The following is a 17775-nucleotide window of genomic DNA, read 5'->3' as shown; positions in this document are numbered from 1 at the left end:
TGCCGCGCTCACGCTACTTCACCACCGTTGGCGGAGGCGTACTCCTCGGCGGAGAGCAGCGGTCCTTCCTCCGACACCTGGACGGTGAACAGCCAGCCGGCGCCGTAGGGGTCATCGTTGATCAAGGCCGGGTCGGCCACGGCGTCACCGTTGACTTCGATGACCTCACCGGTCACCGGGGAGTAGAGGTCCGAAACGGACTTGGTGGACTCGATTTCACCGCAGGTCTCACCGGCCGTCACGACGGTACCGACCTCCGGGAGATCCACGTACACGATGTCGCCCAGCGCCTCGGTTGCCACGGCAGAAACGCCAATTTTGGACGGGCCGGAACCGTCGGCGGCCACCCACTCGTGCTCCGCGGAGTATCGTAGTGCGGCGTTGACTTTGCTCACTGTGATGCCTTTCTTAAACACGCTTTTTGTTGAGGAGATGAGAGAAGGTCGAGGTCGACTCGGTCCCTGCAGTGCACCCGTTCCGTCTGCCTTGGAGCTTCGTGGGCGGAAGCACGTGCGGACGGTGATCGTGGCTTCGGTGAAGCGGTGGATGGCGGCCGGATCCCCGGGCTCCTTGGCTCGAGGCTTAGGGCGCCGGGCACCGGGAACGACGGGCGGGGATCACGGTGGGGCCAGGGCCGGCGACCAAGTCTTTGAGCGATGGCTGCGGAGGACGCGCCGCTGCAGGTCAGAAGTCATGAGGAACTCCAAGATTGGGCCGGCCCGAGGGCTCGGCTGGGATTGGGTTCCTCCCCGCTCTGTATTTGACCTGAGAGATTCCGCGGAGTGTGTTCCGCTTGCACCGTCGGTGAGCCAGGCTGCTGCCGGGCTGCTTTCCAGAGTTGCCTCGCCGCGGCGGTACATGGGCCTGAGAGATTCCTGGGGAGGATTTGCTCCTACGGCGCCTGCCCGGATGGTGTGCGGAGAGGTCTCTCCCGCCACGGTTCGAAAGGCATTCAGTTGTGGGTGATTCGCCTCACACCCTACACACAGTGCCGGTAGGATCCCAAATTCCCGCCGCCAAACATCCGGAGGCGTCGCCAACTGGGGTCACTTTCGGCCGCCACTTCAAGGTCCCGCCCCGCCGGCCGTACTCTCCGGTCCCGCCGGCGCCGGTCCAAGTCCGCGTCCGCCGCTGCGCGTGCGGGCGGACGCCGGCGCCTACACAATAAATGGATTCATCAGTATGCTTTGCGTTGATGTCGTCGAGAGGAAGGCTGATGACCGAGGCACCGGTACCGCCGGGCCGTTGACAAGAATCGACAGGTTTCGACAACGGGTTGGAACGAATGGCGCTTTGCGCCGGAAACGGAGATTTTGATGAGCAACGACATAGGACGCACGCCGCTATCGCCGGAGGAACTCGAATCCCAGTCCGGGACCGCGCTGCCGGACAAGGAAGTCGCGTCCATCCTGGATCTGAATGCCGATCTCGACCTGGCCATCGATGCGGCCGCGCCGATCGACCTGGCCGTCGCGGCTAACGCCAACGTGGCGGCCCCCATCGATGCCGCCGCCTCGGCGAACCTCCTCTCGTCCGGCTCCACGGCGCAGGCCCTGTCCGACCAGGGCGTCATCATCAATCAGGGCATCACGGCCGACGCGACCGCCGAGTCGACCCAGGACAGCACCATCGACCAGGGCAATGACACCGTAGAGGACGCCGGGGCAACGGCCGGTTCCGCTGCCGGGACGGGCGCCGCCGTCGGCGCTTCCGGCCTTGCCCAGGAGGGCGCCGCCGGGCAGGAGGAAACTGCTCCGGCGCTGCTGCCCGACGGTACCCTTCCCGATGGCACCCTGCCCGACGGCACGTTGCCGGACGGGACCCTGCCCGACACCGGATCCGTCACGGACGGCCTCGGGTCGACCCTCGACGGGAACCTGCTCAACGTCAACGTCGATCTGGCCGCGGACGCCGATATTGCCGCCCCGATCAACGGCGCCGTGGCAGCCAACGCCAACGTTGCCGCGCCGATCGACGCCGCGGTGGCGGCGAATATCGGCTCGATCGACAGCAACGCCGTCGCGGTGGCGCAGCAGGACGCCATCATCAACCAGCAGATTGACGGCAGCGCCGAGGCCAGCGCCGGCCAGCAGTCCGATCTCGAACAATAGCCCCTGAATGAGCATCAGTCCGAGCCGGCCGCCGGCCACGAGTGACCCGTTGCCCGGCGGCCGGTCGGCTGCCCCTTTGATTGACGTCCCGGCGCTGGCCGACGGCGTGCAGCTCCTCGGACCGGCACAGGGATCCGGCTACCGGGAGCCGCCCGCGCTGGTCCGGCGCGCGGACGGCCAGACGCTCCAGCTGACCCCGCTCCTGTACGCGGTCCTGGAAGGCATCGACGGCGTCCGGGGCCTCGACCAGATAGCCGAACACGCCGGCGAGACGTCCGGCCGGCTGATCACTGCCGGAAACGTGCAGACCCTGATGGAAAAGCAGCTGCTGCCGCTGGGCCTGCTGCGGCTCGCGAACGGCTCTCAGCCCGACGTCAAAAAGGCCAGCCCGCTGCTGGGCATGCGGTTCCGCTACACGGTCACGGATCCCGCGCTGACCCGGAAGCTGACCGCTCCGTTCGCCGTCCTGTTCCATCCGCTGATCGCCCTGCCCGTGACCTTGGCCTTCCTGGCGGCGTGCTGGTGGGTGCTCATGGTCAAGGGCCTCGGCTCGGCAACGCATCAAGCCTTCGCCAACCCCGGGCTGCTGCTCCTGGTGTTCGCCATCACCATTCTCTCGGCCGGCTTCCACGAGTTCGGCCATGCCGCCGGGGCCCGCCGCGGGGGCGCAACCCCGGGCGCCATGGGCGTGGGCCTGTACCTGATCTGGCCCGCCTTCTACACCGATGTCACCGATTCCTACCGGCTGGGACGCGGCGGCCGGCTCCGCACGGATCTGGGCGGCCTGTACTTCAACGCCATCGTCGTGGTGGGCACCATAGGCGCCTGGTGGCTCACCGGCTTCGACGCGCTGCTGCTGGTGGTGGTGACCCAGATACTGCAGATGGTGCGCCAACTGCTGCCCCTGGTCCGCTTCGACGGTTACCACATCCTCGCCGACGCCACCGGGGTCCCCGACCTGTTCCAACGGATCAAGCCCACCCTGCTGGGGCTGCTGCCCTGGCGGTGGTCCGATCCCGAACCCAAGCTGCTCAAGCCCTGGGCCAGGGCCGTCGTGACCGCCTGGGTCCTGGTCACGGTTCCGCTGCTCCTGTTCTGCCTCTTCATGATGGTGGTCTCGCTTCCCCGGGTCCTGGGGACGGCCTGGGCCAGCATTTTGGACCAACAAAGGCTGCTGGTGGCTGCCGGTTCGGACGGCGACGTCGCCGGCATGGCCGTGCGTGTCCTGGCGATCACCGCCGTCGCGCTTCCCATTCTCGGGATTGCCTACATCCTGCTGCGGATGGCCCGCCAGCTTGGCACGGCGGTCTGGGCGAAAACCCGTGGCCGGCCGCTCCGGCGGGTGACCGCCATGGCCGCCGCCGCGGCCGTTCTCGCCGGCTTGGCCTGGGCCTGGTGGCCCGACGACGGCGCCTATCGCCCGGTGCAGCCCTACGAACGCGGAACCCTGTTCGATGCGGCGGCTTCCGTCGCCCCGATATCACCGGCGGGGCTGGCCGAAGGCCGCTCAGGGCAAACGGTGGCGGCGTGGCCCTCCGGTACTGATCTGCCGACGGCGGAGGATCCGCAACTGGCGATGGTCCTCGTTCCCCGCGACCTGCAGGCCGGGCAGCAGGAGACCGCTACGGCGGCCACCGGCGAGGATTTACTGCACGACGGCGGTTCCGGCGCCACCGGTACTGACGCGGGCGCCGGCACACCCCCGGCCTGGGTCTTCCCGTTCGACCGGCCGCTGGCCCCCGAGGAGGACGGAAACCAGGCCCTTGCCGTCAACGTTGAGGACGGCTCCGTGGTCTACGACGTCGCCTTCGCCCTGGTGTGGGCCGAAGACGGGCCGGTAGACGCCACGAACGAGGCCTACGCCTTCGCGTCCTGCCGGGGCTGCACGGCAGTAGCCGTCGGCTTCCAGGTTGTCCTGATCCTCGGCCAGGCCGACGTCGTGGTCCCCCAAAACCTTTCCGCGGCGGCCAACTACAACTGCGTCGAGTGCCTTACCTACGCGCTCGCCAGCCAGTTGGTCCTCACCCTCGACGGCCCGCTCAGCGACGCCGGCATGGAGAAACTGGCAACCCTGTGGGAAGAGATCGCCGCCTACGGCCGGTCGCTCGAAGACGTCCCCCTGGACGAAATCCAGGTCCGGCTGAACGACTACAAGATGCGCATCCTCGGCATCATCGAACAGGACGCCGCCGTCGGTGACGGCAGCGCCGGCGCAGGCAACGACGCGGCGTCCGAAACAGACGAGACCGCCGACACGGGCTCGTCTCCGGAGGCAACACCTCCGGCGGACACCGGCGGCGACCAGCCGCCGGCCCCGGCAGAGGCGCCCGCCGGAGAACCCGACCCCGGAACGGCAACGACGTCCCCGACACCGATACCCACCGGCACGCCCCAGCCCGAACCCGCGCCCGCCCAGGAGCCTGCCCCCGCACCCACTCCCGCCGACGAACCCGCCCCGGCGCCGAGCGGGTGATGCCCGGCCGCTGCCGGGCATCACGTGGCGAGCGGCTACGGCCGGGGCCCCACAGCGCCTGGGTACCGCCGGCGCCCCGCTGCGCCTGGGTAGCCCTGGGGCAGCAGGGTCACCGGGTGGCGCCGGCGGGTTCGTCCTCGAGGTCCTCGGGCGCCCGGAGGTCCATCTCGAGCAGCGGCACCATCGTGGACTTGGTGATGAGGCGGTGGGCCAGCCACAGGGCGATGAAGACCGGCAGCCCGATGTAGGAGGAAAGCACTTCCATGCCCCGCCCGGCTAGCACGGCCTCGTAGTTCTGTCCGGCGATGACCAGGACCAGCATGGCGAAGGCCAGCAGCGGGCCGATGGGGAACAGGGAGGCCTTGTACGGCAGGTCGCTGACCTTGTTGCCCTGGGCCAGGAAGCCGCGCCTGAAGCGGTAGTGGGAGATGGCGATTCCCGCCCAGACGATGAAGCCGCACAGGCCGGACATGTTCAGCAGCCAGGAGTAGGCCGCGCCCTGACCGACGATCGCGGAGAGGAACCCGAAAAGTCCCACGGCCGCGGTGGCCAGGAGCGCCGGAATCGGCACGCCGCGCGCATTAGTACGTCGGAAGATTTTCGGGGCCTTGCCGTCATGAGCCATGGCGTAAAGCATGCGTGTGGAGGCATACAGTCCGGAGTTGCCCGCTGAGAGGATGGCGGTCAGGATCACCGCGTTCATCAGAGCCGCCGCGAAGGCAATCCCGGCGCGCGAGAAGACGAGCGTGAACGGGGATACTGCGACATCGGCCTCGCCGGAGGCCAGCAGACTCGGATCGGTGAACGGGATCAGGCAGCCGATGATGAAGATGGCGCCAATGTAGAAGAGCATGATGCGCCAGAAGACGGTGCGGATGGCCTTCGGCACTTCGCGGCGCGGGTTCTTGGCTTCGCCCGCGGCCACGCCCACCAGTTCGGTGCCCTGGAAGGAGAACCCGGCAATCATGAAGACCGAGATGATCGAGACCCAACCGCCGTGGAACACATCATCGCGGTTCTCCCAGTTGCTCAGGCCCGGGGAGTTGTCCCCAAGGATGCCGACGATCATCAGCACACCGGCGATCAGGAAGAGCACCACCGCGGCGACCTTGATCAGCGAGAGCCAGAACTCCGACTCCCCGAAGGACTTGGCGGAGAGGGCGTTGAGCCCGGTCAAGACGAGCAGGAAGATCCCGGCCCACACCCAGCCCGGGACTCCCGGGAACCAGAAGTCCATGATGATTCCGGCGGCGACCAGCTCGGCGGCCACCGTGATGGCCCAGTTGAACCAGTAGTTCCAGCCGATCGCGAACCCGAAGGACGGCGAGACAAAGCGGGTCGCAAAGGTCTGGAAGGAACCGGCCACCGGAATCTTGGCCGACATTTCCCCCAGCGACTGCATCAGCAGGAACACCATCAGTCCGACCAACGCATAGGCGGCCAAGGCTCCGCCGGGACCCGCCTGGGAAATCGTGCCGCCCGAGGCCACGAACAGCCCCGTGCCGATCGCACCGCCGATGGCGATCATCTGCAGGTGCCGGCTGCTCAGCCCGCGCTTGAGTTCGTTGCCGGCCTCGCCGGAGGTGCGGCCCGCCCCTGTCCCTGGCAAGGATCCGCGTCGTGTTTCTGCAGCTGGTGTGGGCGCCACAGCACTGTCGTCTGTATGCGTGGGGGAGCTGAGTCCCATTGTGCCTCCGGAAGGTAGCAGCGGTGGTTCAGCTTTCCGGGCGGGCCGCCGGAAAGGACGGTGATCAAGCTAACACGCGCAGAAAATGAGTCGTTAAGCAGGGCGGATGTTGCTGACAAGAACTTCAAAATCTTACGAGTACCGGCGTCCCCGCACGAAAAGCAGCAGAGTTGCTAATCCGGTCGCGCTTTTGGGTAGATGTCTCTTGTTCATCTGGTAGGGGCCGTGCTGGATGCCCGGTGGCTGACATGCAGGTTCAGCGGCGTCCTTGGAAGGCTTGCCATGTCAGCTCGGCCAGTGCGGCCTGGCCGGCGGGGCCGGGGTGGAAATAGTCCAGTGTGCTGATCTCGTGGGCGGAGAACTTGTAGGCGTACACGGCGCCCCGGTCCCAGTGGCAGTTCCCGTACCGTGCACACGTCTCCGCGAGGATCTCATTGAAGGCCCGCTCGCGGGCAACCACTTCCTGCCGCTGGTTCTCGGTGAGCTCGGCGCCAAGCACGGAGGGGCAGGTTCCATTGGCCGCCCAGACCCGTCTGGCCTCCTGATCGGTGCGCAAAACGGACCAGAGGCGATGAAGGTCGGGAATGCTGCTGACGTAGATGCGGGCCCGCGGCAGCCCGCGGTGCAGCGAATCGAGGGCAGCCGCGACGTGCCTGGCGAAATCGGCGGTGGACGTCATCGCTGATGCCGACGAGGCGCACAGGTCGTTGGCTCCGATGAGCAGGGTGATGTAGTCCGCCTTCTGGGCCACGGCCATGGACGCCTGTCCAGGAAGATCTGCCGCCTTGGCGCCGCTTGCCGAGTCGTTGAAGTTGTTGTTGTTGATCTGGGGGTGCAGCGCCGCCAGCCGCTCGTAGTGGCTGCGGATGTCGTCGGACCGCCCGTCGCCGGTTGACCAGGACTTGGCCGGGTAGTTGCCGGGCCGGCAACAGGTGTTTGCGGCTTGGGTAATGGAATCTCCGAGTCCCGCAATGGCACTTGGATACGATCGCGGGGCGACGGATCCAGGCAGAGCAAGCAGCGCCAACAGCATCAGCGGCAGGATCAGGAACCGGACGGTGCTGCCCACGGAACCCCTTCCATGTCGAAGACTCTAACCACCGGCAGCGACTGTCGCCATAGAACCGGGACGGTAGATGAACATCCCGAGCGTGACCGAAGCTGAGCAGGCCGGCACCAAGCGGCAGATGGCGCGTGTCTTGGCACCGGGAGCGGCCTGTCCACGTAGGGTCGAGTCATGGATGGGCACCAAGCGACCGAACTGGAAGGGCAGACGACGATCAACGAGTTGCTTGACGAGCCGGTCGGCGTTGCACCGATCCAAATGACACTGCCGATCTATGTCCAGCTTGCGGCGGGAGATTTCCGCCGCCTTTCCTGAATTCCTCACGCCGTCTGAGTGCTATCGACATCGGTCAGGCCCAGCGCGAAGCCGCCGGCCGGCGCCGCCAAGCACTGATCAAAAGCCAGATACTCCAGACGAGGCTCGCCGCGATGCCAACCAGGGTCGGCAGGGCGTTGTTCGGCGAAAATCCTTCGGCACCAATGACCCAGCCCTGCACCAGGTAAGCCAAACCGGTCAGCCCCAGCAAGGAGCCCACGAACCTTGATACCCGGCCGCTCCAGATAATAGCGACGGCAAACAGCACAAACGAGAGCCCCAGCAACAGACATTGGTAACTGCGGGCGCCCCATTCCAGCCAACGAATCCCTTCCGCGACATCGAAGCGGGCGGCCTTCTCCGCCTCCGGCGCGGCTGCCCAGGCATCCACCGCCTGCTTCAGGGCAACGCCGTCAACGGCTTGAAGGACCGCATAAAGCGGCAGCGCCGCTGCCGCGGCGACGCCGGCAAACCGTGACACCCAGGAAGCCGCGCCGCGGTGGATGTCCAGGGCTGCGAACAGGACCAGCAGCCCGGCAATCAGGATTGTCATTCCCACGAACTGGCCCACATGAATCCCGGTCCAGGCAGCACTGTTCGCGTACTCGGAGAAGGCTGCTGCATGATCATTGGCGTTGGCGGCGCCAGGGTGGAATATTCCGACCAGCAAGGAGACCAGCACCCCGGCAAAGAGCAGAGTTGCGGCCAGCCGCAACCGCGAGCGGGTGGGCACTGGTGAATCCTGCTCATCTGCGCGAGTGGGCCGGACGACGCCGTCTTGATCCATGATCCGCCTCCCGACGGCGGCCCGGCTGCGTCTGCTGTCTTGAGGGGTCAGCCTTGGGCCGCCACTATGCAACGGGGTAAAGCCCTCGTATTGCCAACAGTGTGCTCCGGACTTCGGCACTTGTCGAGACGGCGGGAGCGGCCGCGGTAGGGTGCCCGCAAGGGACGTTCAGAGGGCCACAGGGCAAGCCGGGTCGGCATCCGCTGCTCTCCACTCGGGGCCGCTACACTGGCGCCATCGACGGTTGCCGGCGGGTCTTTGGTGCCGACGGCGGCGCCCGGACGTCGCCGGACGAGCAGGGCACCGCCGTCGCGATGGCATTGACGAAGTGAGGCGGACGGCGCGATGGCGATGGACAAAACGGCACTGGTAACCGGAGCGTCTTCCGGCATTGGGGAACACACCTGCCGGGAACTGGCACGCGGCGGCTTCACCGTCTACGCCGCCGCGCGCCGCGTGGAGCGGATGCGCCCGCTGGAAGCGCACGGGATCCGCGTCCTCGAGATGGACCTGACCGACGACGCGTCGATGGTGCGCGGGGTGGAGCAGATCCTGTCGGAGCAGGGACGGCTGGACGTGCTGGTCAACAATGCCGGGTACGCCTCCTACGGCGCCATCGAGAACGTGCCGCTGGAGGACGCCCGGCAGCAGTTCGAGGTGAACCTGTTCGGGCTGGGGCGGCTTATCCAACTGGCGGCCCCGGCCATGCGGGCCCAGGGCAGCGGGCGGATCATCAACGTCTCCTCGATCGGCGGCGTGTTCTACGAACCCCTCGGCGGCTGGTACCACGCGGCGAAGTTCGCGGTCGAAGGTTTGTCGGACTGCCTTCGCGTGGAGCTCAAGCCCTTCGGCATCGACGTGGTGATCGTCGAGCCCGGGCCGATCCTAACCGAGTGGGACGCCATCGCGGTGGAGAGTCTGCAGCGGAGTTCCGAAGGCACGGCGTATGCGCAGCAGGCGGAGAGCGTGGCGCGGGCGATTGGCGGGGCCTACACGGAACGCACGGGAACGCGGCCGGAGGTCGTTGGCCGCCGCATTGCCCGGGTGGCGGGCGCGCGGCGCACGCGCAGCCGGTACCCGGTCGGGAGGGGCGCGCGGGCGATCGTGGGCGCCCGCCGGCTGCTGCCCGACCGGGTCTTCGACGCCGTGCTCGCCAGAATCTACCAGCGCTGAGCCTGCGCCTCGCAGCCTTGGGTGGGGGATGCGGACCGTTACTGCTCTGCGGGGAGCATGCTGCCCGTCTCCACGAAGCGCTGGTGCCACGACAAGGCCTCCCCGAGCAGGTGCGGGGTGTGCTTGCCGAAGCTGTCCCGGCAGGCGCGGTCGAAGTAGTCCTGCAGCATCGGGCGGTAGTCCGGGTGCGCGCAGGTCTCGATGATCTTGCGCGCCCGCTGCTTCGGCGCGAGGCCGCGCAGGTCGGCCAGCCCTTGCTCGGTGATCACGATCATCGTGTCGTGCTCGGTGTGGTCGACGTGGCTGGCCATCGGCACGATGCTGGAGACCTTCCCGCCCTTGGCCATGCTGGGGGACATGAAGACGGACAGGTAGCTGTTCCGGGCGAAGTCGCCGGAGCCGCCGATGCCGTTCATAACCTTGGTGCCGGCCACGTGCGTGGAGTTGATGTTGCCGTAGATGTCCGCCTCGATCATCCCGTTGAGCGAGATGCAGCCCAGTCGGCGGACCAGCTCGGGGTGGTTGGAAATCTCCTGGGTGCGCAGGATGATGCGCTCGCGGTAGTAGTCGACGTTGGCGTTGAACTCCTCCAGGCCCGTGCGGCTGAGCGAGAAGGACGTGGCGGAGGCCATGCGCAGCACACCCTCCTTGAGCAGCTGCAGCATGCCGTCCTGGATGACCTCAGTGTAGGCGGTCAGGCCGCGGTAGCCGCCGGCCGCCAGGCCCTCCAGCACGGCGTTGGGGATATTGCCGACGCCGGACTGCAGCGGGAGCAGCTGCTCGGTCAGGCGCCCGCGCCGGACCTCGTGGTCCAGGAAGTCCAGCAGGTGGCCCGCGATCTGCTGCGACGCGTCGTCGGGCGGGTTGAAGGGGGAGTTCCGGTCGGGCGCGTCGGTGTGCACGACGGCCACGATCTTGTCCGGATCCACCTGCAGGTAGGGTTCACCGATCCGGTCATCGGGATGCTCGAGCGGGATCGGCCTGCGCTCCGGCGGCAGGGCGGTGCCGTAGTAGACGTCGTGCATGCCCTCGAGACCCACCGGCTGGGCGTTGTTGATCTCCACGATGACCTGGCTGGCCTGCCGGAGCCAGGTCATGTTGTTGCCCACCGAGGTGGACGGGATGAGCCGTCCGTCCTCGAGGATGCCCACCGCCTCGACCACGGCCAGGTCGACGTCGCCGAAAAACCCGAACCAGGTGTGCTGGGCGACGTGGCTGAGGTGCATGTCGATGTAGTCCAGCTCGCCGGCATTGATCCGTTCGCGCAGCGCCGGGTCCGACTGGTAGGGCAGGCGCAGCTGCATCCCGTCGACCCTGGCGAGGGCGCCGTCCAGCTCGGGGGCCGTCGAAGCGCCGGTGAGCACGCGGATTTTGAACTGCTCCCCGGCCGCGTGCGCGGTTTCCATCCGTGCCGCGAGCGCCTGCGGCACCGCCTTCGGGTAACCGGCGCCGGTGAAGCCGCTCATGGCCACGGTCATTCCGGGTTTAATCAGTTCAGCCGCCTGCTCCGCGCTCATCACGCGCTCGAGCAGGCGGGCGTTGCGAATGCGGTCTTGCATCGTGCCCCTTCGTCTGGATCTCCCCCTCCACTGTAGGTGCCGGGCACCGGTGCCGGGGCTCGGGGCCGAGAGAACGGCACCCTTGGCGGCGGGCGAAGGCGCCGCGCGCCGCGGGATTTCCGGGCGGGGCTAGTGCTGCCGCAGCTGTTCCCGGGCGGTCTGCCGAACGCAGGCAGTCAGTTCGTCCAGGACCGGCGAGCTGATTTTCCAGCGCTGCCAGTACAACGGCACGTCCACCGGCAGGTCGGGTGCCAGTTCGTGCAGCGTCCCGTCGTGGACGTCCGCCAGGCACTGTTGCTCCGGCAGCAGGGCCCAGCCAAGGCCCAGCCGGACCGCAGCGGCAAACTCCGCCGACGCGGGCAGATAATGCCGCGGCGCCCCCAGCGTAACGCCGGTCAGTTCCCGGTAGAAGCGCTCCTGCAGGTCGTCCTTGCGGTCAAAATCCAGCACCGGTGCGGCCGCAAGCCACGCCAGGTCGGCGTGCGCGGTCCCGGCGGGCCGCCAGTGCTCCAGGTAGGCCGGGCTGGCCACCGCCCGGTAGCGCAGCGCGCCGAGGGCCTCCACCGAGCAGCCCTGGACCGGTTCCGGCGTCGCCGTCACCGCGGCCGTCACCCGTCCGGCCCGCAGCAACGAGGTCGAATGCTGCTCGTCTTCGCGGTGCACTTCGAAAAACACCCCGCCGTCGCGCGGCATGCGGGCCAGCGCGCCCAGGAACCAGGTGGCCAGCGAATCGGCGTTCACCACCAGCGGCAGGGCCACACCGTCACCGTCACCGCCGAGTTCGCGCTGCGCGTCGGCCTGCAGGACCCGCACCTGCCGCGCCAGCCGCAGGACCACGTCTCCGGCCGCAGTGGTTCGCACCGGGGCGGTGCGCTGCAGCAGGACCTGCCCGGCCGCCTGCTCCATCGCCTTGATCCGTTGGGACACGGCCGAGGGCGTCACGTGGAGGGCGCGGGAGGCGGCATCGAAGCTGCCCTCCTGAACGACGACGGCGAAGGTCGCCAGGTGGTCGAACTGGAACGGCTGCATAAGGCAAGCTTACGTAACGCAAGTTTCTTTAGCTGTACTGATGCACGCGTTGTCAGTAGCGTCGACTGTTGTGACCACCGCTATTGCTCCCACCGTTTTGTTGGGCCTGGGAACCGGGCTGGCCCTGATCGTCGCCATCGGGGCGCAAAACGCCTTCGTGCTGCGCCAGGGCATCCGCGGCGAGCACATCGGCGTCGTCGTTCTCATCTGCGCGGTGTCCGATGCAGTGCTGATCACCGCCGGCATTGCCGGCATCGGTGCCGTGATCCAGGCCGCTCCGGCGGTTGTGGACGTCATCCGCCTGGGCGGCGCGGCGTTCCTGCTGGCCTACGCGGTGTTCGCCGCCAAACGGGCAATCAGGCCGGGAGTGCTGACCGCCTCGGCCAATCGCTCCGGCGGGGGACTGGCCGCAACGGCTGCCACGGCGCTGGCCCTGACCTGGCTGAACCCGCACGTGTATCTGGACACGGTGCTCTTGCTTGGTTCCATCGCCAACACCCAGGGGCCGGAACTGCGCTGGTATTTCGGCGCCGGCGCCGTGGCGGGCAGCCTCATCTGGTTCGGCGCCCTCGGCTTCGGCGCCCGGCTGCTGCGGCCCTTCTTCGCCCGGCCCGGCTCCTGGCGACTGCTCGACGGGCTGATCGCCGTCGTCATGCTGGCGCTCGGGCTGCGGATGGCCTTCGGCCTCTGACCCGATATGCGAGGATGCCGGTATGGCCACCTCATTGCTGCTGCTGGCGGACACCCACGTGCCGAAGCGGGCGCGGCACCTCCCGGACCAGGTGTGGGACGCGGTGGAGGCGGCCGACGTCGTCTTCCACGCCGGCGACTGGGTCACCGCGGGGCTGCTCAACGACCTGGAAGAGCGGAGCCGGCGGCTGGTCGGGGTGTACGGCAACAACGACGGCGATGACCTGCGCGCGCGGCTGCCCGAGATTGCCCGGGCGACGATCGCCGGGGTCCGGTTCGCCATGGTGCACCAAACCGGGGCGGCAAAGGGGCGCGAACAGCGCTGCCAAGCTCGCTTCCCCGATGCCGACGTGCTGGTGTTTGGCCACAGCCACATCCCCTGGGACACCACGACGCCCGGCGGCCTGCGGCTGCTGAACCCGGGTTCGCCCACGGACCGCCGCCGCCAGCCGGTCTGCACGTACATGACCGCGACGGCCGACGGCGGCCGCCTCTTCGACGTCGAGGTGGTGCCGGTGGACAGGGCTGCCGGCCGAGGGCGCTAGTTGCCGGCTACCGCTTTGCTGACCTCGGCCGGGCTTTCGTACTGCTTGTCGGGGAGATTCTTGAGCGCCGAGAGGACGTCGTCCCCGGCTCCGGATTGTTCCGCCTTCTTCACCAGGTCGGCGGCGGATGCCGGGTAGTCCACGCCGCCCAGCGCCTTCTGGATGTCAATGGGACTGGGATTCTCTGCCATGGGAAAACCTTCCGATCGAATAGGAATCCCCACGCTACGTGCTGGGCCGGGCAGTGGGAAGGGCCCATAGGGGCGCGGGCCCGCCTAGCCGTAATTCGAGCCGCCGCGCGCACCGACACGCTGGTGGCAGATCACGGTTTTGCAACGTTGGTTACTTTACGGTAACGTGCAGTTCGTGCGCGGGCGAGATGACCGTGCCAGGGGATGCCGGAACTTCCGGCATGAACTACCCATGGAATGCCCGGACGCTGCCCACGCCTTTCGCCGTCAGAATGGCAGACGTCCACATGACCTCGATTATGCGAGTGGCTGACGGCGGTGCGGAGACGTTCGGGGACGGACTGAGCACGAGGCGGCCTCAACGGAGCATTGTGAATCCAAACAAAAACCTGAACCTCAGCCGTGCCCTGCGTGGCGGCCTCGCCGCCGTCGCCCTGACAGGAGCCAGCGTTGCGCTGGTCGGACCGGCCGCGAACGCCGCCGATGGGGCAACCTGGGACGCACTGGCCCAGTGCGAATCCGGCGGCGACTGGAACATCAACACCGGCAACGGCTACTCCGGCGGCCTGCAGTTCGCCCCGGGGACGTGGGCGGCTAACGGCGGCAGCGGTTCTGCCGCTGATGCAAGCCGCGCCGAGCAAATTGCCGTGGCCGAGAACGTCCTGGACAGCCAGGGCTGGGGCGCCTGGCCCGCCTGCTCGTCCAAGCTGGGCCTGGCCGGCGGCGGCGGAGGGTCGCAGGTGAGCAGCCAGTCGGCCCAGATCCAGCAGGCACCCGTCCAGCAGGCACCGGTCGCCCAGGCGCCGGTCCAGCAGGCACCGGTCGCCCAGGCTCCGGCCCCGGCACCGGCCGCACCCGCGGTCCAGGCACCGGCGGTCAGCGGCGAAACCTACACCGTGCAGCCCGGCGACACCCTGGGCAAGATCGCCCAGTCCCTCGGCCTCCAGGGCGGATGGCAGGAGTTGTTCGCCGCCAACGCGGACACCGTTTCCGATCCGAACCTGATCTTCGTGGACCAGGTTCTGCAGCTGCCCGCGCAGTAATCCGGCATGCATCGCAGCGCCCCGTTCTCCGTGAGGAGGGCGGGGCGCTGCTGGTTGGGCCCAAAAGACGCGCCCTAGACTGGTAGCAACCGAGTGAGAGGACGTGTCGCTGCTGTGTCCACCGTTGAGAATCGCCCGTGGCTGCAGAACTACCAGCCAGGCGTGCCGGCCGAGATCGATGTACCGACCGAATCCCTGTCGCACATGCTGGAAGACTCGGTCCGCCGGTTCCGGAGGAAGACGGCCCTCGACTTTTTCGGCGCCACGACCAGCTATCGCGAGCTGGGCCGCCAGATCGACCGGGCGGCGGAAGGCCTTCGCCGGCTTGGCGTAGGCCCGGGCAGCCGCGTGGCCTTGATCCTGCCGAACTGCCCCCAGCACGTGGTGGCCTTCTACGCCGTGCTGCGCCTGGGCGCCGTCGTCGTCGAACATAATCCGCTGTACACCGAGCGCGAACTCCGCCACCAGTTCGAGGATCACGGGGCGACGGTTGCCATTGTCTGGAACAACGTGGTGGCCAAGGTGCAGGCGTTTCCGCCGGACATCGAGGTCAGTGCGATCGTGTCAGTGGACCTCGCCCGTGCGATGCCCCGGGCCAAGCGCCTGGCCCTGCGGCTGCCCGTCCCGGCGGCCAGGACCGCGCGGAAGGCGCTGACCACCCGGGTTAAGGGAACTGTGACGTGGGAGAGGCTGCTGCAGGCCAGGCCGCTGAAGAAGTCGCACCCCCGGCCGGCGGTGACCGACCTGGCGGCCATCCAGTACACCTCCGGCACCACCGGCAAACCCAAGGGCGCCATGCTCACGCACCGGAACCTGCGGGCCAACGCGGAGCAGGGCCGCGCGTGGATGCACGGCGTGTCCGAGGGCAAGGAGGTCATGTACGCGATCCTGCCGATGTTCCACGCCTTCGGGATGACCCTGCACCTGACGTTCGGGGTGCTCATCGGCTCCCGGGTGGTCCTGTTTCCCAAGTTTGACGTGGACCTGGTGCTGGCAGCGGCGAAGAAGACCCCGCCCACCATCTTCTGCGCGGTGCCGCCCATCTACGAGCGCACCGCCCGGGAGGCCAGGAAGCGCCGGGTGGATTTGGGGTCCGTGCGGTTCGCCATCTCGGGTGCCATGAACCTGCCGCAGGCCACCGTGGACCTGTGGGAGGAGACCGCCGGCGGCCTGCTGGTGGAGGGTTACGGGATGACGGAGACCTCGCCGGTGGCCCTGGGCAACCCGTTCGCGCCGACGCGGCAGAACGGCACGATCGGTGTCCCGTTCCCCAGCACGGAGATGCGGGTGGTTGACCCGGAGGACCCGGCGCGCGACGTCGCGCGGGGACAGCCGGGCGAACTCCTGATCCGCGGCCCGCAGGTCTTCCAGGGGTATTGGGGCAAGCCGGAGGAAACGGCGGAGGTCCTGCTCGACGGCGGCTGGGTGCGCACCGGCGACATCGTCACCGTGGACGCGCAGCACAACGTCCGCATCGTCGACCGGGTGAAGGAACTGATCATCACCGGCGGCTTCAACGTCTCGCCGTCCGAAGTCGAAGACGCCCTCCGCTCACACCCCGACGTCGTGGAGGCCGCGGCGGTCGGCCTTCCGCGCCCGGAGGGCGGCGAGGAGGTGGCGGCCGTCGTCGTGCTTCGCCCCGGAGGCGCCGTCCGGCTGGACGAACAGGGGTTGCGGGACTACTGCCGCGGCCGGTTGGCCGCGTACAAGGTCCCGCGCCAAATCGTCGCGGTTCAGGAACTGCCCAAGTCAATCCTGGGCAAGGTGCTGCGCAAGCAGGTCAAGGAGCAACTCGCCGCCCGGTGAGGGCGAGTGCTGGCGGGCCCGCCCACAAGGGGGCGACGACGAGCAGAGTGGGTGGCGCGAACCAGCGGGGGCGGGGGTGACGCGAACAAGGGGTGACGCCAACAAGTGGGTGACGCGTCACATTTCGTGCGCGCGGCAGGCGTGCGGTGTGAGCCGTGACATAGTGGTCCCCGGTGGCAGCGCAATGACCGCGCTCTCCGGTTGGGGGAGATCCGCGGGCACTGTCACTTGATTTTTTCGAACTGAGGAAGTGACATGAAGCGAACATTCCTGACGCTGCTGGCCGGTGTCTCCGCGCTTGGCCTGGCGGCTTGTGGATCCGGATCGCCCAGCGGCGGCGGAGGCAACGAGGCCGGGGGGAACGAATCCGCCGGCGCCGGCGACCTGACCAAGGTGACCGTTGGCGTGATCCCGATTGTGGACACCGCCCCGCTGTGGCTCGGTGACTCGAAGGGTTTCTTCGAAGAAGAGGGCCTGGACCTGGACATCCAGAACGTCGCCGGCGGCGCGGCGGCCATCCCCGCCGTGGTCAGCGGCGGGTTCGACTTCGCCTTCGGCAACGTCGTCTCGGTCATGGTTGCCAACGACAAGGGCCTGGATATCCAGCTGGTGGCCAACGGCAACTCCACCTCGGGAGACACCTCGCATGACTTCGGCGGGGTGGTGGTGAAGGGCGATTCGGACATCAAGTCGCCCAAGGACCTGGCCGGCAAGACCGTGTCCGTGAATACCCTCTCCAACATCGGCGACACCACGATCCGCAGCGTGATCGAGGCCGACGGCGGCGACCCCGAGAGCGTGAAGTTCGTCGAGATCGGTTTCCCCGACGCCCCGGCCGCGCTGGCCAACGGTCAGGTTGACGCCGCGTGGATCCTGGATCCGTTCCTGTCCCAGTCCGTCGAGGACGGCGGCCGCGTGGTCTCCTACAACTTCGCCGACTTCGACAAGAACCTGGACATTTCCGGCTACTTCGCCACCGGCGAGACGGTCTCCGGCGATCCGGAGCTGGTCAAGAAGTTCCAGGCCGCGATGAACCGCTCGCTGGAGTACGCGCAGGAGAACCCGGACGAGGTCCGCGAGATCGTGGGCACCTACACCAAGATCGACGAAGACGCCCGCGCGGAGATGGCCCTGCCCACGTTCCGCAAGGACTTCAACATGGAGGCGGCGCAGAAACTCGCCGACGCCGCCCTGAAGTACGGCACGCTGCAGAAGCCGGCGGAACTGGACAAGTTCTTCCCGTAAGCTTCAACGCCTCACCCCGGTACGACGGCGGGACCTCCCGGCCGTCTGCTGCCCA

General features: G+C 68.0%; 16 protein-coding genes and 1 riboswitch. Of the genes, 9 read left to right on the top strand and 7 right to left on the bottom strand.

The window, feature by feature from the left end; all coding sequences use genetic code 11:
* Positions 1 to 8 precede the first annotated feature (8 nt).
* A complete protein-coding gene (gene gcvH, locus AC5RUH_RS01110; protein ID WP_494127663.1) occupies positions 9 to 395 on the bottom strand; it encodes a glycine cleavage system protein GcvH in 387 nt (128 codons plus the stop codon).
* A gap of 447 nt (positions 396 to 842) precedes the next feature.
* A riboswitch (glycine riboswitch) is annotated at positions 843 to 944 on the bottom strand.
* A 372-nt stretch (positions 945 to 1316) separates the two neighbouring features.
* On the opposite strand from gcvH, the gene AC5RUH_RS01105 reads away from it, so the two are divergent.
* Both AC5RUH_RS01105 and AC5RUH_RS01100 read left to right on the top strand, forming a co-directional pair.
* Positions 1317 to 2111 (top strand): peptidoglycan-binding protein, encoded by a 795-nt coding sequence (locus AC5RUH_RS01105; RefSeq protein ID WP_494001116.1) that lies wholly within the window; start codon positions 1317 to 1319, stop codon positions 2109 to 2111.
* A gap of 76 nt (positions 2112 to 2187) precedes the next feature.
* Positions 2188 to 4584 (top strand): hypothetical protein, encoded by a 2397-nt coding sequence (locus AC5RUH_RS01100; protein ID WP_494127662.1) that lies wholly within the window; start codon positions 2188 to 2190, stop codon positions 4582 to 4584.
* Between the two features lie 109 nt (positions 4585 to 4693).
* Here the strand turns inward: AC5RUH_RS01100 and AC5RUH_RS01095 are convergent, their stop codons facing one another.
* Positions 4694 to 6271 (bottom strand): amino acid permease, encoded by a 1578-nt coding sequence (locus AC5RUH_RS01095; RefSeq protein WP_494127661.1) that lies wholly within the window; start codon positions 6269 to 6271, stop codon positions 4694 to 4696.
* Between the two features lie 256 nt (positions 6272 to 6527).
* The gene (locus tag AC5RUH_RS01090; RefSeq protein ID WP_494127660.1) at positions 6528 to 7340 is read right to left on the bottom strand and encodes an SGNH/GDSL hydrolase family protein; all 813 of its coding nucleotides are present in this window, start codon (positions 7338 to 7340) and stop codon (positions 6528 to 6530) included.
* Positions 7341 to 7508: 168 nt separating this feature from the next.
* Between AC5RUH_RS01090 and AC5RUH_RS01085 the strand changes: the two genes are divergently transcribed.
* On the top strand, positions 7509 to 7652 hold the full coding sequence (locus AC5RUH_RS01085; protein WP_494127659.1) for a hypothetical protein: 144 nt from the start codon (positions 7509 to 7511) through the stop codon (positions 7650 to 7652).
* A 34-nt stretch (positions 7653 to 7686) separates the two neighbouring features.
* Here AC5RUH_RS01085 and AC5RUH_RS01080 read toward each other — a convergent pair whose 3' ends face one another.
* Entirely contained in the window at positions 7687 to 8439 is a 753-nt protein-coding gene (locus tag AC5RUH_RS01080) for a hypothetical protein (protein ID WP_494127658.1), read from the bottom strand.
* A 351-nt stretch (positions 8440 to 8790) separates the two neighbouring features.
* On the opposite strand from AC5RUH_RS01080, the gene AC5RUH_RS01075 reads away from it, so the two are divergent.
* On the top strand, positions 8791 to 9612 hold the full coding sequence (locus AC5RUH_RS01075) for an oxidoreductase (RefSeq protein ID WP_494127711.1): 822 nt from the start codon (positions 8791 to 8793) through the stop codon (positions 9610 to 9612).
* A 38-nt stretch (positions 9613 to 9650) separates the two neighbouring features.
* Here the strand turns inward: AC5RUH_RS01075 and scpC are convergent, their stop codons facing one another.
* Together scpC and AC5RUH_RS01065 are read right to left on the bottom strand one after the other, a co-directional pair.
* Positions 9651 to 11171 (bottom strand): succinyl-CoA:acetate CoA-transferase ScpC, encoded by a 1521-nt coding sequence (gene scpC, locus AC5RUH_RS01070; protein ID WP_494025066.1) that lies wholly within the window; start codon positions 11169 to 11171, stop codon positions 9651 to 9653.
* A gap of 129 nt (positions 11172 to 11300) precedes the next feature.
* A complete protein-coding gene (locus AC5RUH_RS01065; protein ID WP_494127657.1) occupies positions 11301 to 12200 on the bottom strand; it encodes a LysR family transcriptional regulator ArgP in 900 nt (299 codons plus the stop codon).
* A gap of 70 nt (positions 12201 to 12270) precedes the next feature.
* On the opposite strand from AC5RUH_RS01065, the gene AC5RUH_RS01060 reads away from it, so the two are divergent.
* The gene (locus AC5RUH_RS01060) at positions 12271 to 12891 is read left to right on the top strand and encodes a LysE/ArgO family amino acid transporter (protein ID WP_494127656.1); all 621 of its coding nucleotides are present in this window, start codon (positions 12271 to 12273) and stop codon (positions 12889 to 12891) included.
* 22 nt (positions 12892 to 12913) lie between these two features.
* Positions 12914 to 13435, top strand: a complete 522-nt coding sequence (locus AC5RUH_RS01055; RefSeq protein WP_494127655.1) for a metallophosphoesterase family protein — start codon at positions 12914 to 12916, stop codon at positions 13433 to 13435.
* On the opposite strand, the gene AC5RUH_RS01050 is transcribed toward AC5RUH_RS01055, so the two are convergent.
* Complete coding sequence (locus tag AC5RUH_RS01050; RefSeq protein WP_493979809.1) at positions 13432 to 13626, bottom strand: DUF2795 domain-containing protein; 195 nt, start codon at positions 13624 to 13626, stop codon at positions 13432 to 13434. The genes AC5RUH_RS01055 and AC5RUH_RS01050 overlap by 4 nt on opposite strands.
* A 371-nt stretch (positions 13627 to 13997) precedes the next feature.
* Here AC5RUH_RS01050 and AC5RUH_RS01045 point away from each other — a divergent pair, with 371 nt between their 5' ends.
* From AC5RUH_RS01045 to AC5RUH_RS01035, 3 genes are all read left to right on the top strand, one after another.
* A complete protein-coding gene (locus tag AC5RUH_RS01045; RefSeq protein ID WP_494076588.1) occupies positions 13998 to 14669 on the top strand; it encodes a transglycosylase family protein in 672 nt (223 codons plus the stop codon).
* 114 nt (positions 14670 to 14783) lie between these two features.
* A complete protein-coding gene (locus tag AC5RUH_RS01040) occupies positions 14784 to 16475 on the top strand; it encodes a long-chain-fatty-acid--CoA ligase (RefSeq protein WP_494127654.1) in 1692 nt (563 codons plus the stop codon).
* Between the two features lie 255 nt (positions 16476 to 16730).
* The gene (locus AC5RUH_RS01035; RefSeq protein WP_494025072.1) at positions 16731 to 17720 is read left to right on the top strand and encodes an ABC transporter substrate-binding protein; all 990 of its coding nucleotides are present in this window, start codon (positions 16731 to 16733) and stop codon (positions 17718 to 17720) included.
* Positions 17721 to 17775 lie beyond the last annotated feature (55 nt).

Source organism: Arthrobacter sp. Y3223166, from assembly GCF_059090935.1.
Note: the sequence above shows the minus strand (reverse complement) of the source record. Positions and strands in the feature narration are given on the sequence as shown.

Coding starts and splice junctions, on each gene's coding strand:
- AC5RUH_RS01105 (WP_494001116.1), top strand. CDS start 1,317: ATGAGCAACGACATAGGACGCACGCCGCTATCGCCGGAGGAACTCGAA.
- AC5RUH_RS01095 (WP_494127661.1), bottom strand. CDS start 6,271: ATGGGACTCAGCTCCCCCACGCATACAGACGACAGTGCTGTGGCGCCC.
- AC5RUH_RS01085 (WP_494127659.1), top strand. CDS start 7,509: ATGGATGGGCACCAAGCGACCGAACTGGAAGGGCAGACGACGATCAAC.
- AC5RUH_RS01080 (WP_494127658.1), bottom strand. CDS start 8,439: ATGGATCAAGACGGCGTCGTCCGGCCCACTCGCGCAGATGAGCAGGAT.
- AC5RUH_RS01075 (WP_494127711.1), top strand. CDS start 8,791: ATGGACAAAACGGCACTGGTAACCGGAGCGTCTTCCGGCATTGGGGAA.
- scpC (WP_494025066.1), bottom strand. CDS start 11,171: ATGCAAGACCGCATTCGCAACGCCCGCCTGCTCGAGCGCGTGATGAGC.
- AC5RUH_RS01065 (WP_494127657.1), bottom strand. CDS start 12,200: ATGCAGCCGTTCCAGTTCGACCACCTGGCGACCTTCGCCGTCGTCGTT.
- AC5RUH_RS01055 (WP_494127655.1), top strand. CDS start 12,914: ATGGCCACCTCATTGCTGCTGCTGGCGGACACCCACGTGCCGAAGCGG.
- AC5RUH_RS01050 (WP_493979809.1), bottom strand. CDS start 13,626: ATGGCAGAGAATCCCAGTCCCATTGACATCCAGAAGGCGCTGGGCGGC.
- AC5RUH_RS01035 (WP_494025072.1), top strand. CDS start 16,731: ATGAAGCGAACATTCCTGACGCTGCTGGCCGGTGTCTCCGCGCTTGGC.